The 22300-nt window shown below is 65.2% G+C and carries 20 protein-coding genes; 9 read left to right on the forward strand and 11 right to left on the reverse strand.

Features of this window, described 5'->3' with window-relative positions; genetic code table 11:
• The first annotated feature begins 21 nt into the window (after positions 1–21).
• Positions 22–1989 carry a RiPP maturation radical SAM C-methyltransferase gene (locus IG122_RS19355; protein ID WP_193187610.1) on the forward strand — a complete coding sequence of 656 codons (1968 nt, stop codon included), beginning with the start codon at positions 22–24 and terminating at the stop codon, positions 1987–1989.
• Positions 1990–2062: 73 nt separating this feature from the next.
• On the opposite strand, the gene IG122_RS19360 is transcribed toward IG122_RS19355, so the two are convergent.
• Together IG122_RS19360 and IG122_RS19365 are read right to left on the reverse strand one after the other, a co-directional pair.
• On the reverse strand, positions 2063–2548 hold the full coding sequence (locus tag IG122_RS19360; protein ID WP_193187613.1) for a YcjF family protein: 486 nt from the start codon (positions 2546–2548) through the stop codon (positions 2063–2065).
• Between the two features lie 302 nt (positions 2549–2850).
• A complete protein-coding gene (locus IG122_RS19365) occupies positions 2851–3519 on the reverse strand; it encodes an AAA family ATPase (RefSeq protein ID WP_193187615.1) in 669 nt (222 codons plus the stop codon).
• Between the two features lie 144 nt (positions 3520–3663).
• Here IG122_RS19365 and IG122_RS19370 point away from each other — a divergent pair, with 144 nt between their 5' ends.
• A complete protein-coding gene (locus IG122_RS19370; RefSeq protein ID WP_193187617.1) occupies positions 3664–4362 on the forward strand; it encodes a 4'-phosphopantetheinyl transferase family protein in 699 nt (232 codons plus the stop codon).
• Here the strand turns inward: IG122_RS19370 and IG122_RS19375 are convergent.
• The 5 genes from IG122_RS19375 to IG122_RS19395 are packed head-to-tail and all read right to left on the reverse strand — an operon-like array spanning position 4359 to position 8697.
• Positions 4359–5243, reverse strand: coding sequence for a DUF1932 domain-containing protein (locus tag IG122_RS19375; protein WP_193187620.1), 885 nt, complete (start codon positions 5241–5243; stop codon positions 4359–4361). The genes IG122_RS19370 and IG122_RS19375 overlap by 4 nt on opposite strands.
• 34 nt (positions 5244–5277) lie before the next feature.
• Positions 5278–6333, reverse strand: a complete 1056-nt coding sequence (locus IG122_RS19380; RefSeq protein WP_193187622.1) for a 4-oxalomesaconate tautomerase — start codon at positions 6331–6333, stop codon at positions 5278–5280.
• Complete coding sequence (locus IG122_RS19385; RefSeq protein ID WP_193187624.1) at positions 6326–6997, reverse strand: 4-carboxy-4-hydroxy-2-oxoadipate aldolase/oxaloacetate decarboxylase; 672 nt, start codon at positions 6995–6997, stop codon at positions 6326–6328. Before IG122_RS19385 ends, IG122_RS19380 begins: the two co-directional genes overlap by 8 nt.
• Positions 6997–7959 carry a catechol 2,3-dioxygenase gene (locus IG122_RS19390; protein WP_193187626.1) on the reverse strand — a complete coding sequence of 321 codons (963 nt, stop codon included), beginning with the start codon at positions 7957–7959 and terminating at the stop codon, positions 6997–6999. Before IG122_RS19390 ends, IG122_RS19385 begins: the two co-directional genes overlap by 1 nt.
• Before the next feature lie 3 nt (positions 7960–7962).
• Positions 7963–8697, reverse strand: a complete 735-nt coding sequence (locus IG122_RS19395; RefSeq protein ID WP_193187628.1) for a PIG-L deacetylase family protein — start codon at positions 8695–8697, stop codon at positions 7963–7965.
• Between the two features lie 129 nt (positions 8698–8826).
• Here IG122_RS19395 and IG122_RS19400 point away from each other — a divergent pair, with 129 nt between their 5' ends.
• A complete protein-coding gene (locus tag IG122_RS19400) occupies positions 8827–10050 on the forward strand; it encodes a LysR family transcriptional regulator (protein WP_193187630.1) in 1224 nt (407 codons plus the stop codon).
• A 6-nt stretch (positions 10051–10056) separates the two neighbouring features.
• On the opposite strand, the gene IG122_RS19405 is transcribed toward IG122_RS19400, so the two are convergent.
• The gene (locus IG122_RS19405; RefSeq protein WP_193187632.1) at positions 10057–10941 is read right to left on the reverse strand and encodes a dienelactone hydrolase family protein; all 885 of its coding nucleotides are present in this window, start codon (positions 10939–10941) and stop codon (positions 10057–10059) included.
• Between the two features lie 179 nt (positions 10942–11120).
• Between IG122_RS19405 and IG122_RS19410 the strand changes: the two genes are divergently transcribed.
• Complete coding sequence (locus tag IG122_RS19410; RefSeq protein WP_193187634.1) at positions 11121–11780, forward strand: DUF6680 family protein; 660 nt, start codon at positions 11121–11123, stop codon at positions 11778–11780.
• Positions 11781–11845: 65 nt separating this feature from the next.
• Positions 11846–12283, forward strand: a complete 438-nt coding sequence (locus tag IG122_RS19415; RefSeq protein ID WP_193187636.1) for a type II 3-dehydroquinate dehydratase — start codon at positions 11846–11848, stop codon at positions 12281–12283.
• Positions 12284–12287: 4 nt separating this feature from the next.
• On the opposite strand, the gene IG122_RS19420 is transcribed toward IG122_RS19415, so the two are convergent.
• Positions 12288–13178, reverse strand: a complete 891-nt coding sequence (locus tag IG122_RS19420; protein ID WP_193187638.1) for a dihydrodipicolinate synthase family protein — start codon at positions 13176–13178, stop codon at positions 12288–12290.
• 315 nt (positions 13179–13493) lie between these two features.
• On the opposite strand from IG122_RS19420, the gene IG122_RS19425 reads away from it, so the two are divergent.
• The 4 genes from IG122_RS19425 to IG122_RS19440 are packed head-to-tail and all read left to right on the forward strand — an operon-like array spanning position 13494 to position 18032.
• Complete coding sequence (locus IG122_RS19425) at positions 13494–14708, forward strand: ABC transporter substrate-binding protein (protein WP_193187640.1); 1215 nt, start codon at positions 13494–13496, stop codon at positions 14706–14708.
• 30 nt (positions 14709–14738) lie between these two features.
• Complete coding sequence (locus tag IG122_RS19430) at positions 14739–16580, forward strand: ABC transporter permease (protein WP_193187642.1); 1842 nt, start codon at positions 14739–14741, stop codon at positions 16578–16580.
• Positions 16577–17338 carry an ABC transporter ATP-binding protein gene (locus tag IG122_RS19435; protein ID WP_193187644.1) on the forward strand — a complete coding sequence of 254 codons (762 nt, stop codon included), beginning with the start codon at positions 16577–16579 and terminating at the stop codon, positions 17336–17338. The genes IG122_RS19430 and IG122_RS19435 overlap by 4 nt, the downstream gene beginning before the upstream one ends.
• Positions 17331–18032: an ABC transporter ATP-binding protein gene (locus IG122_RS19440; RefSeq protein ID WP_193187647.1), complete on the forward strand. Its 702-nt coding sequence runs from the start codon at positions 17331–17333 to the stop codon at positions 18030–18032. The genes IG122_RS19435 and IG122_RS19440 overlap by 8 nt, the downstream gene beginning before the upstream one ends.
• Here IG122_RS19440 and IG122_RS19445 read toward each other — a convergent pair.
• A complete protein-coding gene (locus IG122_RS19445) occupies positions 18017–20647 on the reverse strand; it encodes a cation-translocating P-type ATPase (RefSeq protein ID WP_319024937.1) in 2631 nt (876 codons plus the stop codon). The genes IG122_RS19440 and IG122_RS19445 overlap by 16 nt on opposite strands.
• A gap of 113 nt (positions 20648–20760) precedes the next feature.
• Positions 20761–22281 carry a HAMP domain-containing sensor histidine kinase gene (locus tag IG122_RS19450; protein WP_193187649.1) on the reverse strand — a complete coding sequence of 507 codons (1521 nt, stop codon included), beginning with the start codon at positions 22279–22281 and terminating at the stop codon, positions 20761–20763.
• Between the last annotated feature and the right edge of the window lie 19 nt (positions 22282–22300).

A 22300-nucleotide genomic window follows, 5' to 3' on the forward strand; every position in this document is an offset into this window, starting at 1 on the left:
GAAGAGGCTGGGAGGCCGTCCATGCGCATTGCGCTCGTCAACATGCCGTTCTCGTCGCTGCAGATCCCCTCGATCGCGCTGCATCAGCTCGAAACCGTGGTCCGCGAGAAGTTCGCCGACGCCGAGACCAGCGTGCATTACCTGAACCATGATTTCGGCGCCCAGGTCGGGCCGGACCTCTACGCCTGGATCTCGGAGAGTCTCGCCGGCCATACCTGCGGCTTCGGCGAATGGTTGTTCCGCCATGCCGCCTTCCCGGAGCATGGCGACAATACCGAGGCCTATTTCGCCCGCTACCTGCACCATTTCGGAAAAGAGCAGGTCGAGCGCTATCACCGCGAGCTGGCGCCGGTTCGCGCCGACCTTCCGCGCATCCTCGACGAGATGATCGAGACCCACGGGCTGGCCGATGCGGATATCGTCGGTCTCACCTCGATGTTCTTCCAGAACATGCCGAGCTTTGCTCTGGCGCGTCGGCTGAAGGAAACCGGCTCGAAGGCGCTGGTGCTGATGGGCGGGGCCAATTGCGAAGGCAATATGGGCATCGAGATCGTCAATAACGTACCTTGGCTCGACTATGTCTTCTCTGGCCATGCGCTGGTCAATTTCCCGAAGTTTCTCGAGGCCTTCCGGGCCGGCGAGACCGAGGTGATGTCGAGGATCGACGGGATCTTCAGCCGGACCAACAGCCGTTCCATCACGGCGCTCGATCCGTCGGTGAAGGCGAAGCGGCCGAGCGATGCCAAGCCGGAGCTGCAGGTGGACGGCATCAAGGTGGACGGACCGGAGCGCTCGCTCAACAGCGACGTGCCGCTCGATTACGAGGTCTATCTCGAGTCCTATAAGCGCCATTTCGGCGACTATCGCGCCGACGAAGTCGAGCTGCTGTTCGAGACCTCGCGCGGTTGCTGGTGGGGCGAGAAGGCGCATTGCACCTTTTGCGGACTCAATGGCGCGACGATGAAGTTCCGCGAGATGGGCGTCGATCTCGCCCGCAAGACGATCCAGGAGATGGTCGACAAATACGCGGATCGCGTGACGCGCTTCGCCAGCGTCGACAACATCATCCCGAAATCCTACACCGACGACCTGCTGCCGGAACTGAAGGTGCCGGGCCACGTGACCCTGTTCTACGAGGTGAAGGCGGATCTATCCCGCGAGCAGCTGAAGACTCTTGCAAAGGCGCGCGTGGTCGAGGTGCAGCCGGGAGTCGAGTCCATCGCGACCGAAACCCTGAAGCTGATGCGCAAGGGCACCACCGCCTTCAACAATATCCGCTTCCTCGCCGATTGCGCGGCCGAGGGGGTGAAGCCGGTCTGGAACCTGCTGGTCGGCTTTCCGGGCGAGTCCGCCGAGACCTTCGAGATGTACCGCAAGAACCTGCCGCGGCTGACCCACCTGCCGCCGCCCTCCGGCGTCTTCCCGGTGCGGTTCGACCGTTTCAGCCCCTATTTCACCCAAGCGGACAGCTTTGGGCTCGACCTCGAACCGCTCGATTATCACGAGCTGAACTATCCCTTCCCGGAAGAGGTGGTCTGGAACATGGCCTACTATTTCCGCGACCGGAACATCGACGCGCCCTACCAGGTCGACCTCGCCGAGCATCTGGCGCATCTGCGCGAGGCGGTGACGAAATGGCGCGCGCGCTGGGAATCGGAGGCGGGCGCGCCGCGTCTGCGCCTGATCGAGGACGATTATGGCTGGCTGGTCGAGGATCAGCGCACCGGCCACAAGGTCGAGCACGAGCTCGACGATCCAGACGTCGAACTGCTGCGCGCACTGGAGACGCCGCAGGCGCTCACCAAGGCACGCGAGATGAATGCCGACAGTCTCGCCTATCTGCAGGAGCTGGGGCTGCTGTTCGAGGAGCGCGGTCGGGTGATGTCGCTGGTCATGGAAGGCACGCGGCACGATCTCGATGCCGGACTGCACAGCTTCGCCGGCTCCAAGGGCCGGGCGGAGAACGCGGCGCTCGGTCTTACCTTCTGACCGGATCGGGCGGCCGGATATGAAAAAGCCGCGGCGGGTGCCGCGGCTTTTTGCCTGAGCCTGGAAAGACGGCTCAGTTCTTTTTCTTGCTCATCTCGTCGGACAGAGATGCCTTCATCGCGTCCGTGTCGACATCCGAGAGGGTGCCGCCGGCTTCGAAGTGCTCGATGAACAACTTACCGATGGTCCGGGTCGCGAGGTTGGAGAGCCCGGCCATGCCGACGAAGCCGACGCCGAGACCCCAGCCCGGAACGGACTTGAGGAACGTGGTCACGACACCGCTGGTGACGGCCCAGGGCGCGACACCGCCGGCGATGGCGCTGAGAATGGTGCGGACCCAGCTTTCGGAGAATTTCACGCCGTAGAGTTTGCAGAGCGCCACCACCATGGCGACCTGGGTGCCGGAGATCCCGGCAATGTCGGCAAACGGGATCGGCAGCACGCCGAAGGCCGAGGACCAGGCGGCATATTTGGAGACGATGGCCTGGGCCTGCTGGCGCTTGGCGGCGACATTGGCGACGACGGGTTCGGAAGCGACGGCTTCGGTTTCTGCAGTCATGGCAATACCTGCTGTGGTTGTTTGTGACGTTGATGACGAAGAGGCCGCGGCCTTTTCCGGCCGCTTGTCGGTGGTTCTGGTAGATGGCTGTGCGCTGCGCTTCGCAGCCGTGCTCCGCGTCGCGGCTCCGGAGGCGGCCGCCGCAGCGGATTTCTTCGCAGCGGCGGGTTTCTTGGCCCCGGATTTCGCGGCGCTCTTTGCTGTTCCCTGCGTGGCGGCTGCAGGCCGGGCTGTCGTGCGTCCGGCGGTTCGGGACGAGGTGCCGGGCCGTTGCGTACGGCGCAGTTCCGGGAGTTTCTTGCTCATACCGTCTCGCTCGCTTTTCCTGCCTTGGCGCGGCGGCGGGACAGCAGTTTGTCGGTCTCGGCCGCGAATTCCGCGATTTCCGCAGCGGCTGCGCCGCGCGGCTGGTAATAGCTCGGTGTGGTTCCCGCCAGAGCGGCTTCACCATAAGCGACTCGGGCCGGAAATTCCACATTCATGGGTTGAAGCCCGGCGTCTTCCATCTGCGCGCGCATGTGGCGCGCGATCACACTGCCCCGTGTCGTCTGGCTGAGGACGAAGCGCACCGGCGCGGTGCTGAGCCGCGCCACATGCTCCGCCGTGTCGGCGGCCACCTGATAGTCAATCGGCGAGGGACGCATCGGGATCAGCAGCAGATCCGCCCGGCGGATCGCGGCGTCCGTCGCTTCGGACTGGAAACCGGGCGTGTCGATGATGATGGTGTCGAACCCGTCCTTGAGAAAGGCATCGATCTGTTTCTCGACCGTGCCGGGGCCGGCGGTGGCTGCGGCCAGATCGGCCAGATCCTCGCCCGCCTCGATCCAGCGCACGAGCGTTCCGGCCGGATCGGCATCGATCAGCGCGACCTTTGCGCCTTGCTTGTGCCAATAGGCGCCGAGGCACATCGCGGACGTGCTCTTGCCGCTTCCGCCTTTCATGGTGACGAAGGTGATGATCTTCGCTGGCACCCGGCCTCCTTCGGGATGTTCGTCTATCCCCGGAGTTGATCGATGTAAAACTCAAGAATTGCAGAAGTTTAGCAGGCGATGCGCTAGGTTGTCAGAATATTTTGCGACAAGGTGTCGCTACCGAAAGCGAATGGAGGGGAAGGTATGCCCGGTATTCCAGCGCCCTCGGCATCCTGGCCTTTCCCGGAGTTGGGGCTGCAGGTGGCCATGGCCGAGGCGGTCTTCGAGCATCGCATCTCCGAGCCGGGCGATTTCGCTGCCGCCGGCATTCCGATGCCGGAGGATCTGGTCGAGGCCGTCCCGATGCGCCGTGCGGCCCATCTCGCCGGGCGGGTCTGTGCCCGGGAGGCGCTGCGTGCGGCAGGAGCGGGCGAATCTCTGGTTGGGCGGGACCGTTCGGGCGCGCCGGTCTGGCCGGCCGGATTTCGGGGTTCGATCACCCATGCGGGCAGGACGGCCGCCGCCGCCGCGATCCGCGCCGCCGCCTGCCGGGGGATCGGGCTCGATTACGAAATCGTCATGACGGGCGCGGCCGCGGAAGAGATATCCGACCTCGTGCTCCGCCCGGCCGACCGGCGAGGGATTGCCAGCCTTGCGGGAACCTCCTTCGAGGAGGGGGCGACGCTGGTCTTCTCCCTCAAGGAAAGTCTCTACAAGGCGATCTCGCCGTCGCTCGGAGGTTTCACAGGCTTCGAGGACGCGGAGCTCGCCTGGATCGGCGGTGGTCGGGCAAGGCTTCGGCTTGTGCGCCGTCTGTCGGACGCCTTGCCCGACGGTACCGAGATGGACTGTGTCTATGCGCTGTCGGGTGATCTGGTGCGAACCCTGGCAGTGTTTGCCTAGTCCGCCGTGTCGAGCCGGTTCAGTACCTTGCCGGCGATGTCCCGGTAATCATCGTCCTCGCGGACGTCGGGGCCGAGCCCGAGCGCGCCCATGCGGGCCTGCCACTCGACCGTCGCGCTCGCCATGTCCGGCGAGAAGCCGAGATCGGCGACGGTCTTCACCACTTCGCGCATCTCCGCCGCCCGGCGAATGCCATGGGCGAGGGAGCGCTCGAAATTGTAGGCGGAGCGGGCGCGCCAGTCGAAATCGGGATTGCTCGCCTGCAGGGAGGAGAGCACCTCGTCATCGACCCCGGCGCGGACCGCGGCGAGCACGCATTCGGCGGTCAGCGCCTCCATGCCCTTCATCATGATCGAGCGGATCATCTTGATCGAGGAGGCGGAGCCAACCGGGCCCTCGACGATGCGCGGCGCCATCGGCAGGGCGTCCAGTAGCGGCTTCACTGTCTCCGCATGCGGTCCGGCGATCAGCAGCGGCGCCATGTTGCGTTTCGGGTAGACCGGGGCCATCACCGCGACATCGACATAGCGCGCGCCGGCGGCCTCGACGGTCTCGGCGGCGCTCTTCTTGGTCGAGGGCGCGCAGGAATTGAGGTCGAGCCAGAGCGCGCCCGGCTTCAGGTAAGGGGCGCAGCCTCCGGCGGCGATAGCTGCTTGGTCCGCCGTCACCGTGCAGAACACCATGTCCGCGTCTTGCACCGCCTCGGCCGCGCTCATGCGTCCGGCGACGCCGAATTCCTGGTAGCGCGAGAGCATGGCCGGGCGCTGCGCCTCGTCGTCGGTCTTGATGTCGAAGACGCGGATGTCCGGCACGTCTTTCCAGCCGCTGACGATGGCGCTGCCGGCCTCGCCGAAGCCGATGAAGGCAATTCTCTGGTCCATGGATCTCGATCCGTCGTGAAGATGACGCATTCTGTCAGGCAAAAACCGTCCCGTCGAACAGCTTGCGCGCGGTGCGCAGGATGGCGGCGCTTGTAACGTTCCCGGCCGTATCCAGTTCGGCGACGATTGTGGTCTCGCCGATCGGATGTTCGATCGGCAGCGTCTTGCGCGATCCGTCCGGAATGACGGCCAGCTCCGAACCGACCGCACCCTCGATCAGGCAGGAGGTCGCGACCGTGACGGCGCCGAGCACCCCGATGGAGGCGTGGCAGCGGTGTGGGATGAAGGTCCGGGTGGAGATCGTGCCGCCGCTTCGGGGCGCCGAGAGCATGGTCATCTTCGGCACGGACTGTTCGCTCACGTCGCCGAGATTCATCAGAGGGCCTGCTTTCAAACGGATCGCTTCCAGTTTTGCCCGGAGCGGCCCGTTCGCCTCCAGTTCGTCGCGGCTCTCCGGTCCGGAGATGCCGAGATCGGCGGCGCGAAGGATCACGCAAGGCATGCCGTTGTCGATCAGAGTCGCCTCGACACCCTCGATCACGTCCACGACGTTTCCGCTCGGCAGCAGGGCGCCGCAGGTGCTGCCGGCCGTGTCGCGGAAGGCGATCGGGACCGGGGCGGAGGTTCCCGGCACGCCGTCGATCCGCGCCTCGCCCTCGTAGCTCACCTTGCCGCCGGGCGTGCGGATCGTCGCCGTCGCGGTCTGGTCCGTGTTCTCCATGAAGATCGCAACTTCGGTCTCGCCGTCCTTCGCCCTCACGAGGCCGCGCTCGATGGCGAAAGGTCCGACGCCGGCGAGGATATTGCCGCAATTCTGCGCGTCACTGACGATGGCCTGGTCGACGAAGACCTGGAGGAACAGATAGTCGACGTCTATGCCCGGACGTTCCGACGGCTTCACCACGGCGACCTTGGAGGTCAGTGGATCGGCGCCGCCGAGACCATCGATCTGCCGCGGGTCGGGCGAGCCCATGACGCGGAGCAGAAAGGCGTCCCGCTCCGCAATGTCTGCCGGCAGGTCGGCGGCGAGGAAATAGCCGCCCTTCGAGGTCCCGCCCCGCATCCACATGGCGCGGACGCCGTCAGACATATTTGAGGCCCTTTTCGGCCAACTTTCCGCGCATGTCGTACATGTCGAGCCCGAGCACGCCGCTCGCCAGTTTCGCCCGCTTCTCGCCCTCGTTGGCGATCCGGGCGCGGGTCTTCTCCAGCACCTCGGCGGCCTCGGCACGGCGCACCACGCAGACCCCGTCATCGTCGGCGACGATGACGTCGCCCGGATCGGCGGCAGCACCGGCGCAGACCACGGGCACGGTCACCCGGGCGAGGGTCTCCTTCACCGTGCCCTGGGCGCAGATCGCCTTCGACCAGACGGGGAAGCCCATCTCGGTCAGGTCCCTGACGTCGCGCACCCCCGCATCCAGGACCATGCCGACGCAGCCGCGCGCCTTGGCGGAGGACGCCAGCAGGTCGCCGAAATATCCGGCATCGGACGGCGAGGTGGTCGCCATCACCATGATGTCGCCCGCCTTCAGCTGCTCTATCGCAACATGGATCATCCAGTTGTCGCAGGGCGGGGCGAGGATGGTAACCGCGGAGCCCGCGACGGCGGCGCCGGCATAGATCGGCCGCATGTAGGAGGCGAGCAGGCCCTTGCGGCCCTGCGCCTCGTGCACCGCCGCGACGCCGCATTCGCCGAGCGCCTTGATAATCGCGGGATCGGCCCGCTCGATATTCTGGACGACGACGGACATCAGTGTGCTCCTCCCTCGACGGGCGGCGTTCCGTGGGTATGGAACGACTCGATGGTCTTGAGGCCCCAGGCCTGGCCCTTCCTGCGGTCGGCCTCGGTCCAGGTGACGGTCTCCCAGTCCGGCGCGAGGATCAGGCGGGCGCCCGCATTGGCGACCTCGACCCGGTTTCCGGCCGGCTCCCAGACATAGAGGAAGAAGGTGCCCTGGACGGCGTGCTTGTGCGGGCCGGTCTCGATGAAGACGCCGTTCTCAAGGAAGATGTCTGCCGCGCGCAGGATTTCCTCGCGCTGGTCGACGGCGTAGGTGACGTGGTGGAAGCGCCCCTTCACCCCCGTCATGTCCTTGGTATAGGCGATGTCGTAGGTCTTGTTGTTGACCGTGAACCAGCAGCCGGCGAGGGTGCCGTTGTCGAGCACGATCTGCTCGGTGACGCGGGAGCCGAGGGCCTGTTGCATGAAATCACGGATCGCCTCGACGTCGGTGGCGAGCAGGTTCAGATGGTCGAGCCGGCGGACGCCGACGCCGCGTCCGTGGAAGCGCTGGGCGATGTTCTTCAGCGCCGGCTTTTCCTCCGGCGGGGCGACGTACCTGTTCGTGTCGTAATAGAGTTCGAACACGTGGTTGTCCGGATCGGTGAAGCGGTAGGCGCGGCCGTGACCGAGATCGCCGTCGACCCAGCCGATGCCGCAGCTCATCTCCTCGATCACTTTCACCCGGCGTTCAAGCGCTTCCGGCGAGCTGGTGCGGTAGGCGACATGGCCGACGCCGGTGGTATCCGAGCGGGTCAGCTTCAGGCTGTGATATTCGTAATCGTCGAAGGCCCGAAGATAGGCCGAACTCTCGTCACGTCCGCTCTCGGTCAGGCCGTAGACATTTACGAAGAAATTCAGGCTCTCCTCGAACTTGTCGGTGAGCAGCTCGACATGGGCGAGGTGGGCGACGTCGAAACAGGGTTCTGCCATGGCTCAAAGCTCGTCGACGGTGCGCGGGAAGACGGACTGGAAGCCCTCGGCATAGCGCGCGTTACGCCCGCCGGACTGGCCTCCGGAATTGCGCCGGAAGTGATTGCCGCGGTTCTCCGCGACGTTGGTGTAGTACTTCCAGAGATGCTCCTGGCCCTCCATGCATTCGATGGCGGCCTGCTTCTTCTCCCAGACGTCGGTGATGTCGAGGAAGGTGTCCGGCTTCCAGCCCATCTGCTCGGTCTGGTGCGGCTCGAACAGGTAGAGCTGCGGCGCGCCGAGCACCTTCTCTCCCGGATTGTGCCCCCAGGCCTGCGCGATCATCCGCGCTTCCAGGGCGATCGAGGTCGTGTACATGTGGTCGGTGTTATAGGGATCGTAATGCGAGTGGGACATCATGAAGCGCGGCTGCACCTCGCGGATGATGTCGACCAGCTTGTACTTGTCGTCGCGCTCAAGGATCAGCGGGTAGTCGCCGAGATCCATGAAGCGGATGTCGGAAACGCCGAGCGCGGCGGCGGCGTTCTCCGCCTCGGTGCGGCGCGCGGCCTTCACCTTCTCCAGCGTCATGCCGCTTTCCTTCCAGAGCTTGGCGGACTCGCCGCGTTCGCCATAAGACAGGCACACGACGGTGACGTCGTAGCCGAGGCTCTGGTGTTTCGCGATGGCTCCTCCCGCGCGCCAGACGAAGTCGGCGGCATGCGCGCTGATCACGAGCGCGGTTTTTTTCTCGGACATTTCGGCCTCTGAGTTTGATTTCGTCCGGAATTATGCGCCGCGATGCGGAAAGGGGCCAATTTCAAAGGGCGATGCGCGATATAAGAATTATGCATAAGGTGTGTTTCGGGATGGTGGAGCAGCGCGGCCGTGGAGCCTGATCGTCTCAATCTTCGGCATTTGCGGGCGTTCTGCGAGGCGGCCGCTCTCGGGAGCATCAGCCGCGCGGCGGAACAGGTGCATCTCTCGCAGCCGGCCGTGACACAAGCGATCGCAAAACTCGAGACCCTGCTGGACGCGCCGCTGTTCGAGCGGACGGCGGACGGCCTCAATCTCACCGGGTCGGGCAAGCTCTTCCTACTGCGGGCCAAGCGCGCGCTCGGCCATATCGCGGACGGAGCGCGGACCGGTGGCCGCAAGGGCTCCCGGCCGGCGGAGAATTTCGAACGTCGGGTGACCGCGGCGCAGCTGCGCGCCCTGCTCGCGGTCTCCAAGACGGGGAACTTCTCGATCGCGGCCCGTTCTCTCGGCATGTCCCAGTCGGCGCTTTACCGGACCGCGCGCAGTCTGGAGAAGGATGCCGGCGTGCCGCTCTTCGAGGTGGTGTCGCAGGGCGTGGTGCTGACGCGGGCAGCGGAACGGCTGGCACGCCATTCCGGCCTCGCCTTCGGCGAGCTGGCGCAGGGGATGGAAGATGTCGCGGCCTGTAACGGGCGCGACACCGCACGGATCACACTCGGCACGCTGCCGCTCGCCCGCACCTACATTCTGCCCCGCGCGATCACCGCTTTTCTGGGCGAGCGCCCGGACGCCTATATCAGCGTCGTCGACGGACCCTATAACGCGCTTCTGCAGGCGCTGCGCCACGGCGAGATCGACATGCTGATCGGTGCGCTCCGGGAGCCCGGCATCGTCGCGGATATCGAGCAGCGCACCCTCTTCGAAGACCGGCTCGAACTCGTCGCCCGTCCGGATCATCCGCTTGCCGGGCGGGACGATCTCACCCTCGAGGACCTCTCCGGCTATACCTGGATCGTGCCGCGTCCGGGAACCCCGACCCGGGCCAAGTTCGACGAGATGTTCGCCGGCAGCGATGCGCCGCCGACCCATATCGTAGAGGCCAGTTCGCTGATCCTGATCCGCGGCGTCCTGACCGAGAGCGACGCGGTCGCGCTGATCTCGGCCCATCAGGTCCGGCACGAGGTGTCGCTCGACATTCTCGCGCGGCTGAATTTCCGCGTGCCCTCGGCCCCGCGCCGGATCGGCCTGTCGCTGCGCCGCGGCTGGCGCCCGACGCTCTCCCAGAAGCGCATGATCGAGCTTCTGGTCGAGGCCGGCACCGAGGTCGCGGCGCATTATCCGGGACCGTATTGAGGGCGGTCAGCCCGCCAGATGCTTCTGGAAGAAGGCCGTCGTCCGCTCCCAGGCGAGCTTCGCCGCCGCCTCGTCATAGCGCGGCGTCGAGTTGTTGTGGAAGCCGTGCTTGGTGCCCGGATAGACATGCATCTCGTACTCGACGCCGTGCGCCTTCAGCGCCGCCTCGTAGCCGTCCTTGCCGGCATTCACCCTGGGATCGTCCTCGGCATACTGGATCATCATCGCCGCCTTGATCTTCGCCACGCCGGCATCCTCCGGCGCCCGTCCGTAGAACGGCACGCCGGCGGCGAGATCCGCGCCCATCTCGACCGCGAGCCAGTTCACCACGCCGCCGCCGAAACAGAAGCCGGTGGCGCCGAGCTTGCCGTTCGAGAGCTCGTGTCCCTTGAGAAACTTCGCGCCATTCAGCAGGTCGACCATCAGCTTGTCGCGGTCGAGATTGGCCTGCATGACCTTGCCGTCATCGTCGTTGCCCGGATAGCCGCCGAGCGGCCAGAGCCCGTCCGGCGCGAAGGCGAGGAACCCGGCGACGGCGGCGCGCCGCGCGACATCCTCGATATAGGGATTGAGGCCGCGGTTCTCGTGAATTACCAGGACCGCCGGAAACGGCCCCGTATCGGCCGGTTGCACCAGATAGCCGCGCATCTCGTCCCCGTTGCCGCCCGGCGAGTCGTAGAGCTCATAGGTCGCCTTGATGCGCGGGTCGGTGAAGGAGATGGTCTGCGCCGCGGCATATTTCGGCAAGAGCGCCTGTGCCATCGCCAGCCCGGAGCCGCCCACCACGGCCATCGCCGCCGCCCGCCTCAGAAATTCGCGCCGCTCCATCGCTGAGTGGCAATATTCGTCGTAAAGCGCGTAGATCTTCGGATCGATTTTCCGCTCGTCCATGTCCCTGCCTCCCTGCGGCCGGTTGCGTGCCCAAGAAGGAATTAGCGTAGAGTCCGTTCGGGAAAAGGGAGAGGTTGGCTGGTTGATGATTGGGCGTGCTTCGTCCCGGCTCGACCATCGTTTGAAAATTGCCTAATCATTAAGAAGTTAAAATTGAACTCTTTTTTCTTGAGGGAGCTATGGAAGAGCAATCTGCGATTCAAATCGTTCAAGATCACATCTCTATGTTCGAAGTACTTACACTGCTTGCAATAATTTTTGGTCCGATAATGGCCATAGTCGTGACGCGAATTGTAGATGCGATCCGCGAAAAACGAGAGCGTCGTATGGAAGTATTTAGGACGCTCATGAGAACTCGGCGAACTCCAATGTATCCTGAACACGTAGGCGCATTAAATTTAGTTGAGATCGAATTTTTTGATCAAAAAGACGTGGTGCAAAAGTTGCGTGATTTATTCGCCCATTTAGGAGGGCAGCAGGCACGATCAGAATCTGAGCGAACAGATATTCCGGGCCTTACCAGTGATCAGATAAGACAGAGAGACAACAGTTATGGCAGGAGGCTGTCTGAAGAACGAGAACGATTGCGCTCGAAACTGCTTCATTCGATCGCGAAATCCCTCGGATTCAATATCGAGCAGCTTGAGATTTTTGAAGGAGGATACTCTCCCCAAGGTTGGGCTAATATTGAGGACGAGCAATCACTTATTCGACGTTGGATTATTGAGCTAGCGGCAAGGCGGACGGGTGTGCCTGTCGACGTGATGAACTTTGTCCAAGCACCACCAAGCGGGCAACCTCCTGCCGGAGATCAAGTCACCATATCCAAAGAAGACTAGCTAACCAGAATAGTGAATCCAGCTCACTGGATCTCAATTGATTCGGTATCTTTACGGAGTACCTCATGGCCCACACTATCCACATCCTGAACGGCCCGAACCTGAACAAGCTCGGCAAGCGGGAGCCGACGATCTACGGGCGGACGACGCTGGAGGAGATCGAGGGCTGGTGCCGGGATGCGGCGCGGGGGCCGATCGAATTTAAACAGAGCAACCACGAGGGCACGCTGATCGACATGATCCACGAGGCCGAGGATGCGGCGGACGGGCTGATCATCAACCCGGCGGGCCTCAGCTTCCAGTCGGTGCCGCTGTTCGACGCGCTGAAGATCTTCGAGGGGCCGAAGATCGAGCTGCATATCTCCAACATCCACGCCCGCGACGCGCTGCACCGGCACTCGATCATGTCCTCGGCCGTCACCGCCGTGATCTGCGGCCTCGGCCCGCGCGGCTACGTGACGGCGCTGGGGGCGATGTACGACCTGCTCGAGGCGAAGGGCTAGAGGCTCAGAGCGGCCCGAGATCGCGGGACCAGGCCTCGAGCACCTGCAAGCCGAAAGGGTGCGGCGCTTCCGCCGGGCCGCGGTCGTGCACCTCCTTCAACCCGATGCGTTTCGCCGCCAGCCGCTTGCCGTAGCAGAGCAGGTGATCGATCCCGGTCATCAGGAAATGCAGCAGGGGAAGAACCTCACGGAAGAGCGCTTCCGCCTCCGTCTGCTTGCCCGCCTGCCAGAGCTCGAAGATCCGGCTTTCGACGTCCGAGCATTCGACGCCCGGAATGCAGCCGGAGCAGCCGGCCCGGAGATCGTCGATCAGGGTCATGCCGTTGCGGCCGTTCAGCAGCTCGAAGCGTCCGGCCGCGTCCTCCGCCAACCTGCCGATATAGAGCGCCGGGCCCTCCGCCTTCAGGATCGAGACGTTCGGGTGGCGGCGGTTGAGTTCGATGAGCCCGGCATTGGAGAGCCCGATGCCGATATATTCCGGCGCGTTCTGGATCCCGATGGGGACCTGGGAGGCGTCGGCGACGGCGCCGAAGAAGTCGATCAAGGCGGCCTCGGAGGCGGTCTTCACCGGCGGCGGCTGCAGGACGGCCCAGGCGGCGCCGAGATCGGCAGCGTGGCGCACGCCCTCGATCTGTCCCTCGACCGTGTTGTCGCTGATCGTCACGCTGACCGGGCGGCGCCCCGCGGTCATGGCCAGCGTCCATTCCACATGTCGCCGTCGCTCGGCGACGGTCAGCTTGTTGCATTCGCTGGCGAGCCCGCCGACCGCGAGCCCGTGGACTCCGGCGCGGAGACAGGCTTCGATCTGGGCCTCGTGGGCACCCTTGTCGAGTTTTCCGTCCGCGCCGAACAGCGCATAGAGCATCGGGTAGATGCCTGTTGCGGTCCCTGCCATCGCCCCCTCCCGGGTCTGCTTTTTCGGGAATTCTGGGAGGGGGCGGGGCCGGTGGCAAGGCCGGAAGCTGCGAGCCGCACCACAGAGCCTTGCCGCCACGGGGCACCCGCTCCAATTCGTTCCGAAACACTGGTTCCGTTCTGCGATCAGGAAATTCCCGGTCGGCGGCATCGGTGACGGTTGACTTGCGGGGGGCTTTGACGAAGGGTCCCCTTTTCCAGGTTTGAAGGGCAGTCGGAATTGGGACCGACGGCGCGAGCGGCGCCGCGGCGCGCAGCAACAGCGCAACCCGGCTGTCAAAGAGGAGGGACCGGAATGACCATCAGGACAATTTTCACCGGACTCGCGCTCGGCGCGGCGCTGCTGACCGCCGCCATCGCCGCGCCGTCTCATGCCGCCGACAGCGTCAAGATCGGCGACATGAACAGCTATACGCGGCTGCCGGCCTTCACCGTGCCCTACAAGATGGGCCTCGATCTCGCGGTCGAGCATATCAACGCCAAGGGCGGCGTCCTCGGCGGGCGCATGATCGAGGTGGTTTCGCGCGACGATCTCGGCAAGCCGGACGAGGCGGTGAAGATCGCCGAGGAGATGTTCAGCCGCGACGGCGTCGTGCTGGTCTCCGGCAACCTCTTCAGCCATGTCGGCCTCGCACTCGCCTCCTACGCCAAGCAGAAGAAGAAGCTCTATCTTGCGTCCGAGCCGCTGGCCGATGCGCTGGTCTGGGAGAAAGGCAACCGCTACACCTTCCGGCTCCGCCCCTCGACCTACATGCAGGCGGCGATGCTGGCCGAGGAAGCGGCGAAGACCGGCGCCAAGCGCTGGGCCACCATCGCGCCGAACTATGCCTACGGCAAGGAGGCGGTCGCGGCCTTCAAGCAGGTGCTGACCAAGCTGGTGCCCGATGTCGAGTTCGTCGCCGAGCAGTGGCCGGCCCTGTTCAAGATCGACGGTGCCGCCGAGGCCCAGGCGCTCGCCGCGGCCAATCCTGAGGCGATCTACAATGTCACTTTCGGTTCCGATCTCGCGAAATTCGCGCGCGAGGGCTCGCTGCGCAATCTGTTCGACGGCAAGACCATGCTCGGCCTGCTCGGCGGCGAACCGGAATATCTTGATCCGCTGAAAGACGAGGCGCCGGAGGGCTGGATCGTCACCGGCTATCCCTGGTACGCGATCGAGACGCCGGAGCACACAGCCTTCAAGGAAGCCTACGAGAAGCGCTACGGGGACTATCCGCGCAACGGCTCGCTGGTCGGTTACAACACCATGCTCTCCATCGCCGCGGCGATCGAGAAGGCGGGCAGCACCGAGACCGAGGCGCTGGTCGAGGCCTTCAAGGGGTTGAAACTCGCGACGCCGGTCGGCGAGATCACCTACCGGGCGATCGATCACCAGTCGACCATGGGCGCCTTCGTCGGCAAGACGGCGGTCAAGGACGGCAAGGGCATCATGGTGGACTGGACCTATCGCGACGGCGCCGACTATCTGCCGTCCGACGACGAGGTGCGCGCGCTCCGTCCCGCGGAGTAGCCGCCGGGAACAAGGGCCGGGGAAGGTCTTATGGGACTTCTGGTTGCCCAGCTTCTGGCGGGGCTGGCGAACGCGGCGGCGTTGTTCCTCGTCGCCTCCGGGCTCTCGCTGATCTTCGGCGTGACCCGGATCGTCAATTTCGCCCACGGCTCGCTCTACATGCTGGGCGCCTATTGCGGCTACACGGCACTGCAATATCTGACCGGACCGCTCGGCTTCTGGGCGGCAGCGCTTGGCGCTGCCGTTGCCGTCGGTCTCTTCGGCCTGCTGGTCGAGTGTCTGATCCTGCGCCGGCTCTACAAGGCGCCGGAGCTGTTCCAGCTGGTCGCGACTTTTGGGGTGGTGCTCGTCGTGCAGGATCTGACCCTGATGCTCTGGGGGCCGGAAGACCTGCTCGGGCCGCGCGCGCCGGGGCTCGACCGCGCGGTGATGCTGTTCGGCCAGCCGGTCCCGGAATACGATCTCGCCCTGATCACGGTGGCGCCGCTGGTGCTGCTCGGTCTCTGGCTGCTGATGACGAAGACACGGGCCGGGATCCTGATCCGGGCGGCGACCCAGGACCGCGAGATGGTCGGCGCGCTCGGCATCAACCAGTCGCTCCTGTTCAGCGGCGTGTTCTTTCTCGGCGCGGCGCTCGCCGGTCTCGGCGGGGCGCTACAATTGCCGAAGGGCGGGGCTGATCTCACGCTCGATCTCGGTATCCTCGCTCCCGCCTTTGTCGTCGTCGTGATCGGCGGGATGGGTTCGATCGGCGGTGCTTTCGTCGCCGCCGTGCTGATCTCCGTCGTCAATGTCTTCGGCGTGCTCTACCTGCCGGAAAGCACGCTTGTGCTGATGTATGTCGTGATGGCTCTGGTGCTGCTGGTGCGCCCGCACGGGTTGTTCGGCCGGGCCGAGCTGCAGGCGGGACCGCCTGCCGCCGGCGTCCCGGACCGGCCGCTGGCACCGCTCGGGCCGCGCTGGCGGGCCGCGGCACTGGCTCTTATCGGACTGCTCGCCGTGCTGCCGCTCATCGGCAGCGATTTCGCCCTGGTGCTTGCGACCGACATCGTGGTCCTCGCGCTCTTCGCCGCGAGCCTGCATTTCATGCTTTCGCTCGGCGGGCTGATCTCCTTCGGCCATGCGGCCCTGTTCGGCGGCGGTGCTTATGCGGCGGCCCTTGCGGTCACCTATGCGGAAACTCCGATGGAGCTCGCGCTGCTCCTGGCGCCGCTTGCGGGCGGCTGGCTCGCCTTCGCCATCGGCTGGTTCTGCCTGCGCCTGACCGGGGTGTATTTCGCCATGCTGACCCTCGCTTTCGCCCAGCTGCTCTGGTCGCTGGCCTTCCAGTGGACCGAGGTGACCGGCGGCGACGACGGGTTGATCGGGATCTGGCCCTCCGAATGGGCCTCGGGCGGAACGGTCTATTATTACCTGACCCTTGCGCTCGGCGGCGGCGCCATCCTTATGCTGCGCCACCTTGCGCATTCTCCCTTCGGCTACGCGCTCCGGGCGGCACGGGATTCCGAAAAGCGGGCCCGCGTCTCCGGTATCCATGTTCAGCGGGTGCGGCTCGCCGCGATGGTCGTTTCCGGCACCATGGCCGGGCTGGCGGGCGGGCTTTTCGTCTTCTCCAAGGGCAGCGTCTTTCCGAGCGCGCTGGAAATCGCGCGCTCTTTCGATGCGCTGATCATGGTCTTCCTCGGCGGCGTCGACGCCCTCGCGGGGCCGCTCGTCGGGGCGGCGGTCCTGACCTTGCTGCAGGACTGGCTTTCCCGGCTCGAAAGCTGGCGCCTGCTGCTCGGCCTCGCGGTCATTGCCATCGTGCTGGTCGCGCCGACCGGGCTCGCAGGTCTTGCCGGGCGCCTCCTCGGGCGCCGGGAGGTCACATGAGCGCGATGCTCGAAGTGCGCGGTCTCTCCAAGGCTTTCGGCGGCGTGCATGCGGTCGAGGAGCTCGGTTTCGATCTCCACGCAGGCGAACGGCTCGCCCTGATCGGGCCGAACGGGGCCGGCAAGTCTACCTCGTTCCAGATGCTGATGGGCGAGCTCAGGCCCGACGCGGGCACCGCCCGCTTCGAGGGTGTCGATCTGGTCGGCAAGGACCCGCGCGAGATCTGGGCGCTCGGTGTCGGCCGCACCTTCCAGATCACCTCGGTCTTCGCCTCGATGACGGTGGCGCAAAACGTGCAGACGGCCTTGCAGGCGCGGAACGGCGAGAGCTTCGACCCGGTCCGCCGTGCCCGCGACCGCCGGCGGGATGAGGCCGTCGCCCTGCTGGAACGCGTCGGAATGGCGGAACAGTCGGACAGACCCGCTAGCGTGCTCGCCTATGGCGACGTCAAGCGGCTGGAGTTCGCCATCGCTCTCGCCGGTGCGCCGCGCCTCCTGCTGATGGACGAGCCGACTGCCGGCATGGCGCCGAGGGAGCGGCACGCGCTGATGGATTTGGTCTCGGGCATCGTCGCCGAGGGCGGGATCAGCGTGCTCTTCACCGAGCACGACATGGACGTGGTGTTCGGCCACGCCGACCGGATCATGGTGCTCGACCGGGGGCGGCTCATCGCCGACGGGGCGCCGGACATCGTGCGCGCGGATGCGAAGGTCCGCAGTGTCTATCTCGGCTCCGGCGCGGAGGCGGGCCATGCTTGAACTCGCCGCGGTCAACAGCTTCTACGGCAAGGCGCATATCCTGTTCGACGTGTCTTTCTCCGTCGGCAAGGGCGAGGCGGTGGCTCTGCTCGGCCGGAACGGAGCCGGCAAGTCGACGGTACTGAAATCGATCCTTCAGCTCGTCCGCCCCGAGAGCGGAAAGGTGCTTTTCGAGGGCCGCGACATCACCCGCTTGCCGCCGCACCGGATCGCCCGCATGGGGCTCGGCTATGTGCCGGAGGAACGCCGGATCTTCGCCGACCTTACCGTGAGCGAGAACCTGGAGGTCGGCCGCCAGCCGGTACGCACCGGTCTTCCTCTCTGGACGCCCGAGCGTCTGTTCGAGCTCTTCCCCAATCTTGCCGAGCGCCGGAACGCCCTCGGCGGCACGTTGTCGGGGGGCGAGCAGCAAATGCTGACCATCGCCCGCACCCTGATGGGCAATCCCCGTCTCCTGCTTCTGGACGAGCCGTCAGAAGGCATCGCGCCTGTGATCGTCGAGCAGATGACCAGGACAGTCCGGCGCCTGAAGGCGGCCGGAGTTACTGTTCTGCTCTCGGAGCAGAATCTCCGCTTCGCCCGCACCGTGGCGGAGCGCGCGCTGATCATCGATGGGGGCCATATCCGCTTCGACGGCAGCTTCGCCGAACTCGAGGCAGACGCGGAGATTTCGGCGAGCTATCTCGCCGTCTGATCCCCGTGTCCGCGGCGGTGCCAGTATTTGTGCGCCTCCTCGATCACCAGCAGAAGCAGCGAGACGCCGAGCAGCATCAGCCATTCCGAGACGGCGACCGGGCGCAGGGAAAGCACGTCCGCGATCCAGGGCACATGCGTCGCCCCGATATGGACGGCCTGTGCGATCGGTACGGCGAGGACCAGGAACGGGTTGCCCCAGAACCGGATCCGGAACAGCGAGCGCGTTTCCGAACGGCTCGAGAGGGCATGGATGTTGCCGAACAGGATCATCAGCATCAGCGTGAGATTGCGGGCCTCGTCGGCGCTTCTGCCGCTCGAGATCAGCCAGTCGAAGACGGTGAAAGCGAGCAGTCCCATCGCCGTGCCGGTCACCAGCACATGGCCGATGATGCGCCGGTCGAAAATCGGCTCGTCCGGGCGTCGCGGCGGATGTTTGAGCTCGTTGCCCTCCTTCGGCTCGAAGGCGAGGGCGACGTCCTGAAGGCCGTTCGCGATCAGGTTCAGCCAGAGCAACTGGACCGCGTTGAGCGGCATCGGGAGGCCGGCGAGAACGGTCAGGAAAAACAGCAGCAGCGCCGAGAACCCTGTGGCGACAAGTAGCGCGATGACCTTGCGGATGTTGCCGTAGACCACCCGGCCCTGCTCCACTCCAGCGACGATGGAGGCGAAGCGGTCGTCCGTGATGATCAGGTCCGCAGCCTCCTTTGCGACGTCAGTCCCTCGTTTGCCCATGGCAACGCCGACATTGGCGCGGCGCATCGCGGGGGCGTCGTTGACCCCGTCGCCGGTGACGGCAACGAAATGACCCGCGCGCATCAGCGAGTCGACGATCTGCTGCTTCTGTAGCGGCTCGATCCGCGCGAAGATCCGGGCGGGCTTCACCAGGGCGTCGAGCGCATCCTGTCCCGTTTCGGCGGCATCGCGCAGGGCGCTTCCGGTCACGACCTCGCCGGAGAGGTTTCGGATGCCGAGATCCCGGGCGATAGCGCCCGCCGTCGCCGGGTGGTCTCCGGTGATCATCGCGACCTCGATCCCGGCGGCGCGGCATCTGTCGACGGCGTCCTTCGCATCGGGGCGGACCGGATCGATCATCGCCACCTGGCCGAGGAAGGTAAGCTCGGAAAGCTGGTCGATCGCGCCTGTGGAGCGGTCGGTTTCACGCCTCCCGAGCGCAATCACCCGGTAGCCCTGCCGCGCCAGGTCCAGCGACTGCGCCTCGATGGCGGCCCGGTCGACCGGCACCACGCCGTCCTGGGTGAGCATGTGGCTCGACATCGCCGCCAGTTTCTCGGGACTGCCCTTGACATGCAGACAGGCGCCGGCGCCGAGCCTGGTCAGACTGCCGGAGAGCGCGCGCTCGGATTCGTAGGGAATCATCTCCAGCTGCGCCTGCTCGGCGCGGACCTGGCGCAGCGAAAGGCCGAGCTTCTTGGCGAGGACGAGAAAGGCGACGTCAACGATATCGCCGTCAGAGGCCCATTCGCCGCCCGCGTAATCCAGATAACTTTCGTTGGCGAAGACCCCGGTCAGGCAGATATCGCGCAGACGGTGATGCTGCTCCGGCGAGCCGATGCTGCCCGGACCGACACCGGAGCCGCTGACCTCGAACTCGGCGCCGCCGGGCAGCACGATCTTCGTGATGGTGAGCTCGTTGACGGTGAGCGTGCCGGTTTTGTCGGAGCAGATGAAGGTGCAGGAACCGAGGGATTCGACCGCGACCAGCTTGCGGATGATGACGTGCAGCTTCGCCATCCGCCCCATGCCGATGGCGAGCGCGACGGTCAGCGCCGCGGGCAAGCCTTCCGGGATCGCTGAGACGGCGAGTCCGATCGACATCATCGCCATGTCGCGGGTGTCGTAACCGCCGATCTGGAGCATCAGCAGAATCAGGGCGAGGATCGAGAGCCCGATGCCGCCCGCCACCTTGTAGGTGAAGCGGCGGATCCGAATCATCAGGGGCGGCTCGGACAGCCGTCCCGCGCCGATCTCCCGCGCGATCGAACCGATCTCTGTGGAAAGTCCGGTCGCCGTCACCGTGCCAAGGGCGCGGCCGTGAGTGACGACGGTTCCGGCGAAGCACATATCGACCCGTTCCGAGATCGGCGCGTCGCCGTCGGAGTGCGCCTCGGCATTCTTGGTGACCGCGAGGGATTCCCCGGTGAGTGCGGACTCGTCGACGGCAAGATTGTGAGTGGTGGCAAGGCTGATATCGGCCGGTACCTTATCGCCGGAAGCGAGCAGAACGAGGTCGCCCGGAACAACCTCCTCGATGTCGATGCTCCGGTCCGTCCCGTCGCGGCGGACGCGCGCCGTGCCGCGGACCATCTTGCGGAGCGCCGAGGCGGATTTCTGCGCGGCATATTCCTGCACCGTTCCGATCACGGCATTGATCAACAGGACCGCCACGATGAAAACCATGCTCGGGATCTGTCCGATGGCCAGCGAGGCAAGAGCGGCGATGAACAGGATGTAGATGAACGGGCTGAGGAATTGCCGGGCAAACAGCACAAGCGGTCCGGACAATTTCGGCTCGGGAAGCCGGTTCGGCCCGAACTCCGCCAGACGCCGTCCGGCTTCCGCCGAGGTCAGTCCGTCCCGGTTTTGGATCTCCACGTCAGGTATCTCCGGCTATGTCGAGAGGCCGCAGGTACTCTATATCGCACCGCACAATCGACGGAAATGACCTGACGCAAAGCGATCGCCATGCCGGAAGACGGGCCTTCCGGCTAGTGTGTGCCGGTGGCCTTGAGATCGTCGAGCGCGTTTCTGAGATAGCCGACGCGCGCCGCCGGCAGCCAGACGGAGACCGTGGTTCCGACATCAACTTCGCTTTCGAGCGTGAGCGTGCCGCCATGCAGTTCGACCATCATCTGCGCCAACGGCAGACCGAGGCCGGTGCCGCTCTGCGACGCAGTAATCTCGTCGTCGAGCCGCTCGAAAGCGGTCAGGGCCTTCGGTATCTGATCCGACGGGATGCCGCGTCCGGTATCGGAGATATGGAACTCGATCCCGCCCCGGCGGCTGTCGCCATGGCGCGGCCGGAGGGAGACGGTCGCTTTGACGGTGCCGCCCGCCGGCGTGTACTTGACCGCATTGCCGAGCAGGTTCAGCAGCACCTGTTTCATTTTCGTCGCATCGACATCGAGCACCAGTTCCGGGTCGACTTCGGAGCGCTGCAGTTCGATGCCCCGCTCGTCCGCCAGGGGCTTTACCAGCCGGACCGCTTCGGTGATCAGCGCATCGACGCCGACGATTTCCTCTTCGAGCGAGTCCTGACCGGCCTCGATGCGGGCGATGTCCAGCAGTTCGTTGATGATCTTCAGCAGGTGCCGCCCGCTCTCGCGGATATCGACAGAAAATTCCCGGTAGCGCTCGTTCTCGAGTTTGCCGAGCGTGCCGTGCGCCATGATGTCGGAAAAGCCGATGATGGCGTTCAGCGGCGTCCGTAACTCATGGCTCATCGCACGCAGGAAGCGGGTCTTGGAACTGTTGGCGAACTCGGCGGCCTTCTTGGCGATCTCGAGTTCGCGCGTGCGCTCGCGCACGCGATCTTCGAGATCCCGGTTGAGGTCCCCCAGATCCGCCTCGGACCGGCGCAGTTCCTCGTTGACGGATCGTAGCGTCAGTTCACGCTGTCGCTCGCGCTCTACCATCGTGTTGTAGGCCTGTACGACCAGTCCCATCTCGTCGCGGCTTTGCCAGTTCACGGTTTGCAGTTCGCCGCAGTTCGAGGATTCCCGGATGGCCGTGAGCAGGCGCTTCAGCGGCTGGTCGACGAGGAAGAAGAAACCGACGACCACGGCAATCAGCGCCGCAAGGAAAGCGACGGCAATCGCTGTCGCACCGGCGGTATATTCGAACTGCCTGGTTTCCTTCAATTCCTTGTCCGTAAACATCACACGCAAGGACCAGAGCCCGTCCTTGGAGGCCGGAATTCGGATTTCCATGCCGTCGAGATTATCCGGACAGCCCTGCGACGACGGCATCGCCATAGCCGGTGCCTCATTGCCTTTCGTCAGCTCGGCACACAGGAAGGCGCGGTCGGCGGCGAGCGGCGACAACAGGTCGCGGGCGAGGAACGGTTTGTCGTAGGCGGCGTGCCTGTCAACGGCGAGCGCGGTGCGGGCGGTCAGGTTGCCGATCCGGCTGGCGAGGAGTTCCTCGTCGACGAGCGAAGAGCTGACGAGCAACAGCCAGATCCCCGGGACGATGAGCGCAAGGAAGGTCATGCTGACAATTGCCAGCAATTTGACCTTCAGAAGTCTC

The sequence above is a fragment of the Nisaea sediminum genome, assembly GCF_014904705.1.
Taxonomy (GTDB): Bacteria; Pseudomonadota; Alphaproteobacteria; order Thalassobaculales; family Thalassobaculaceae; genus Nisaea; species Nisaea sediminum.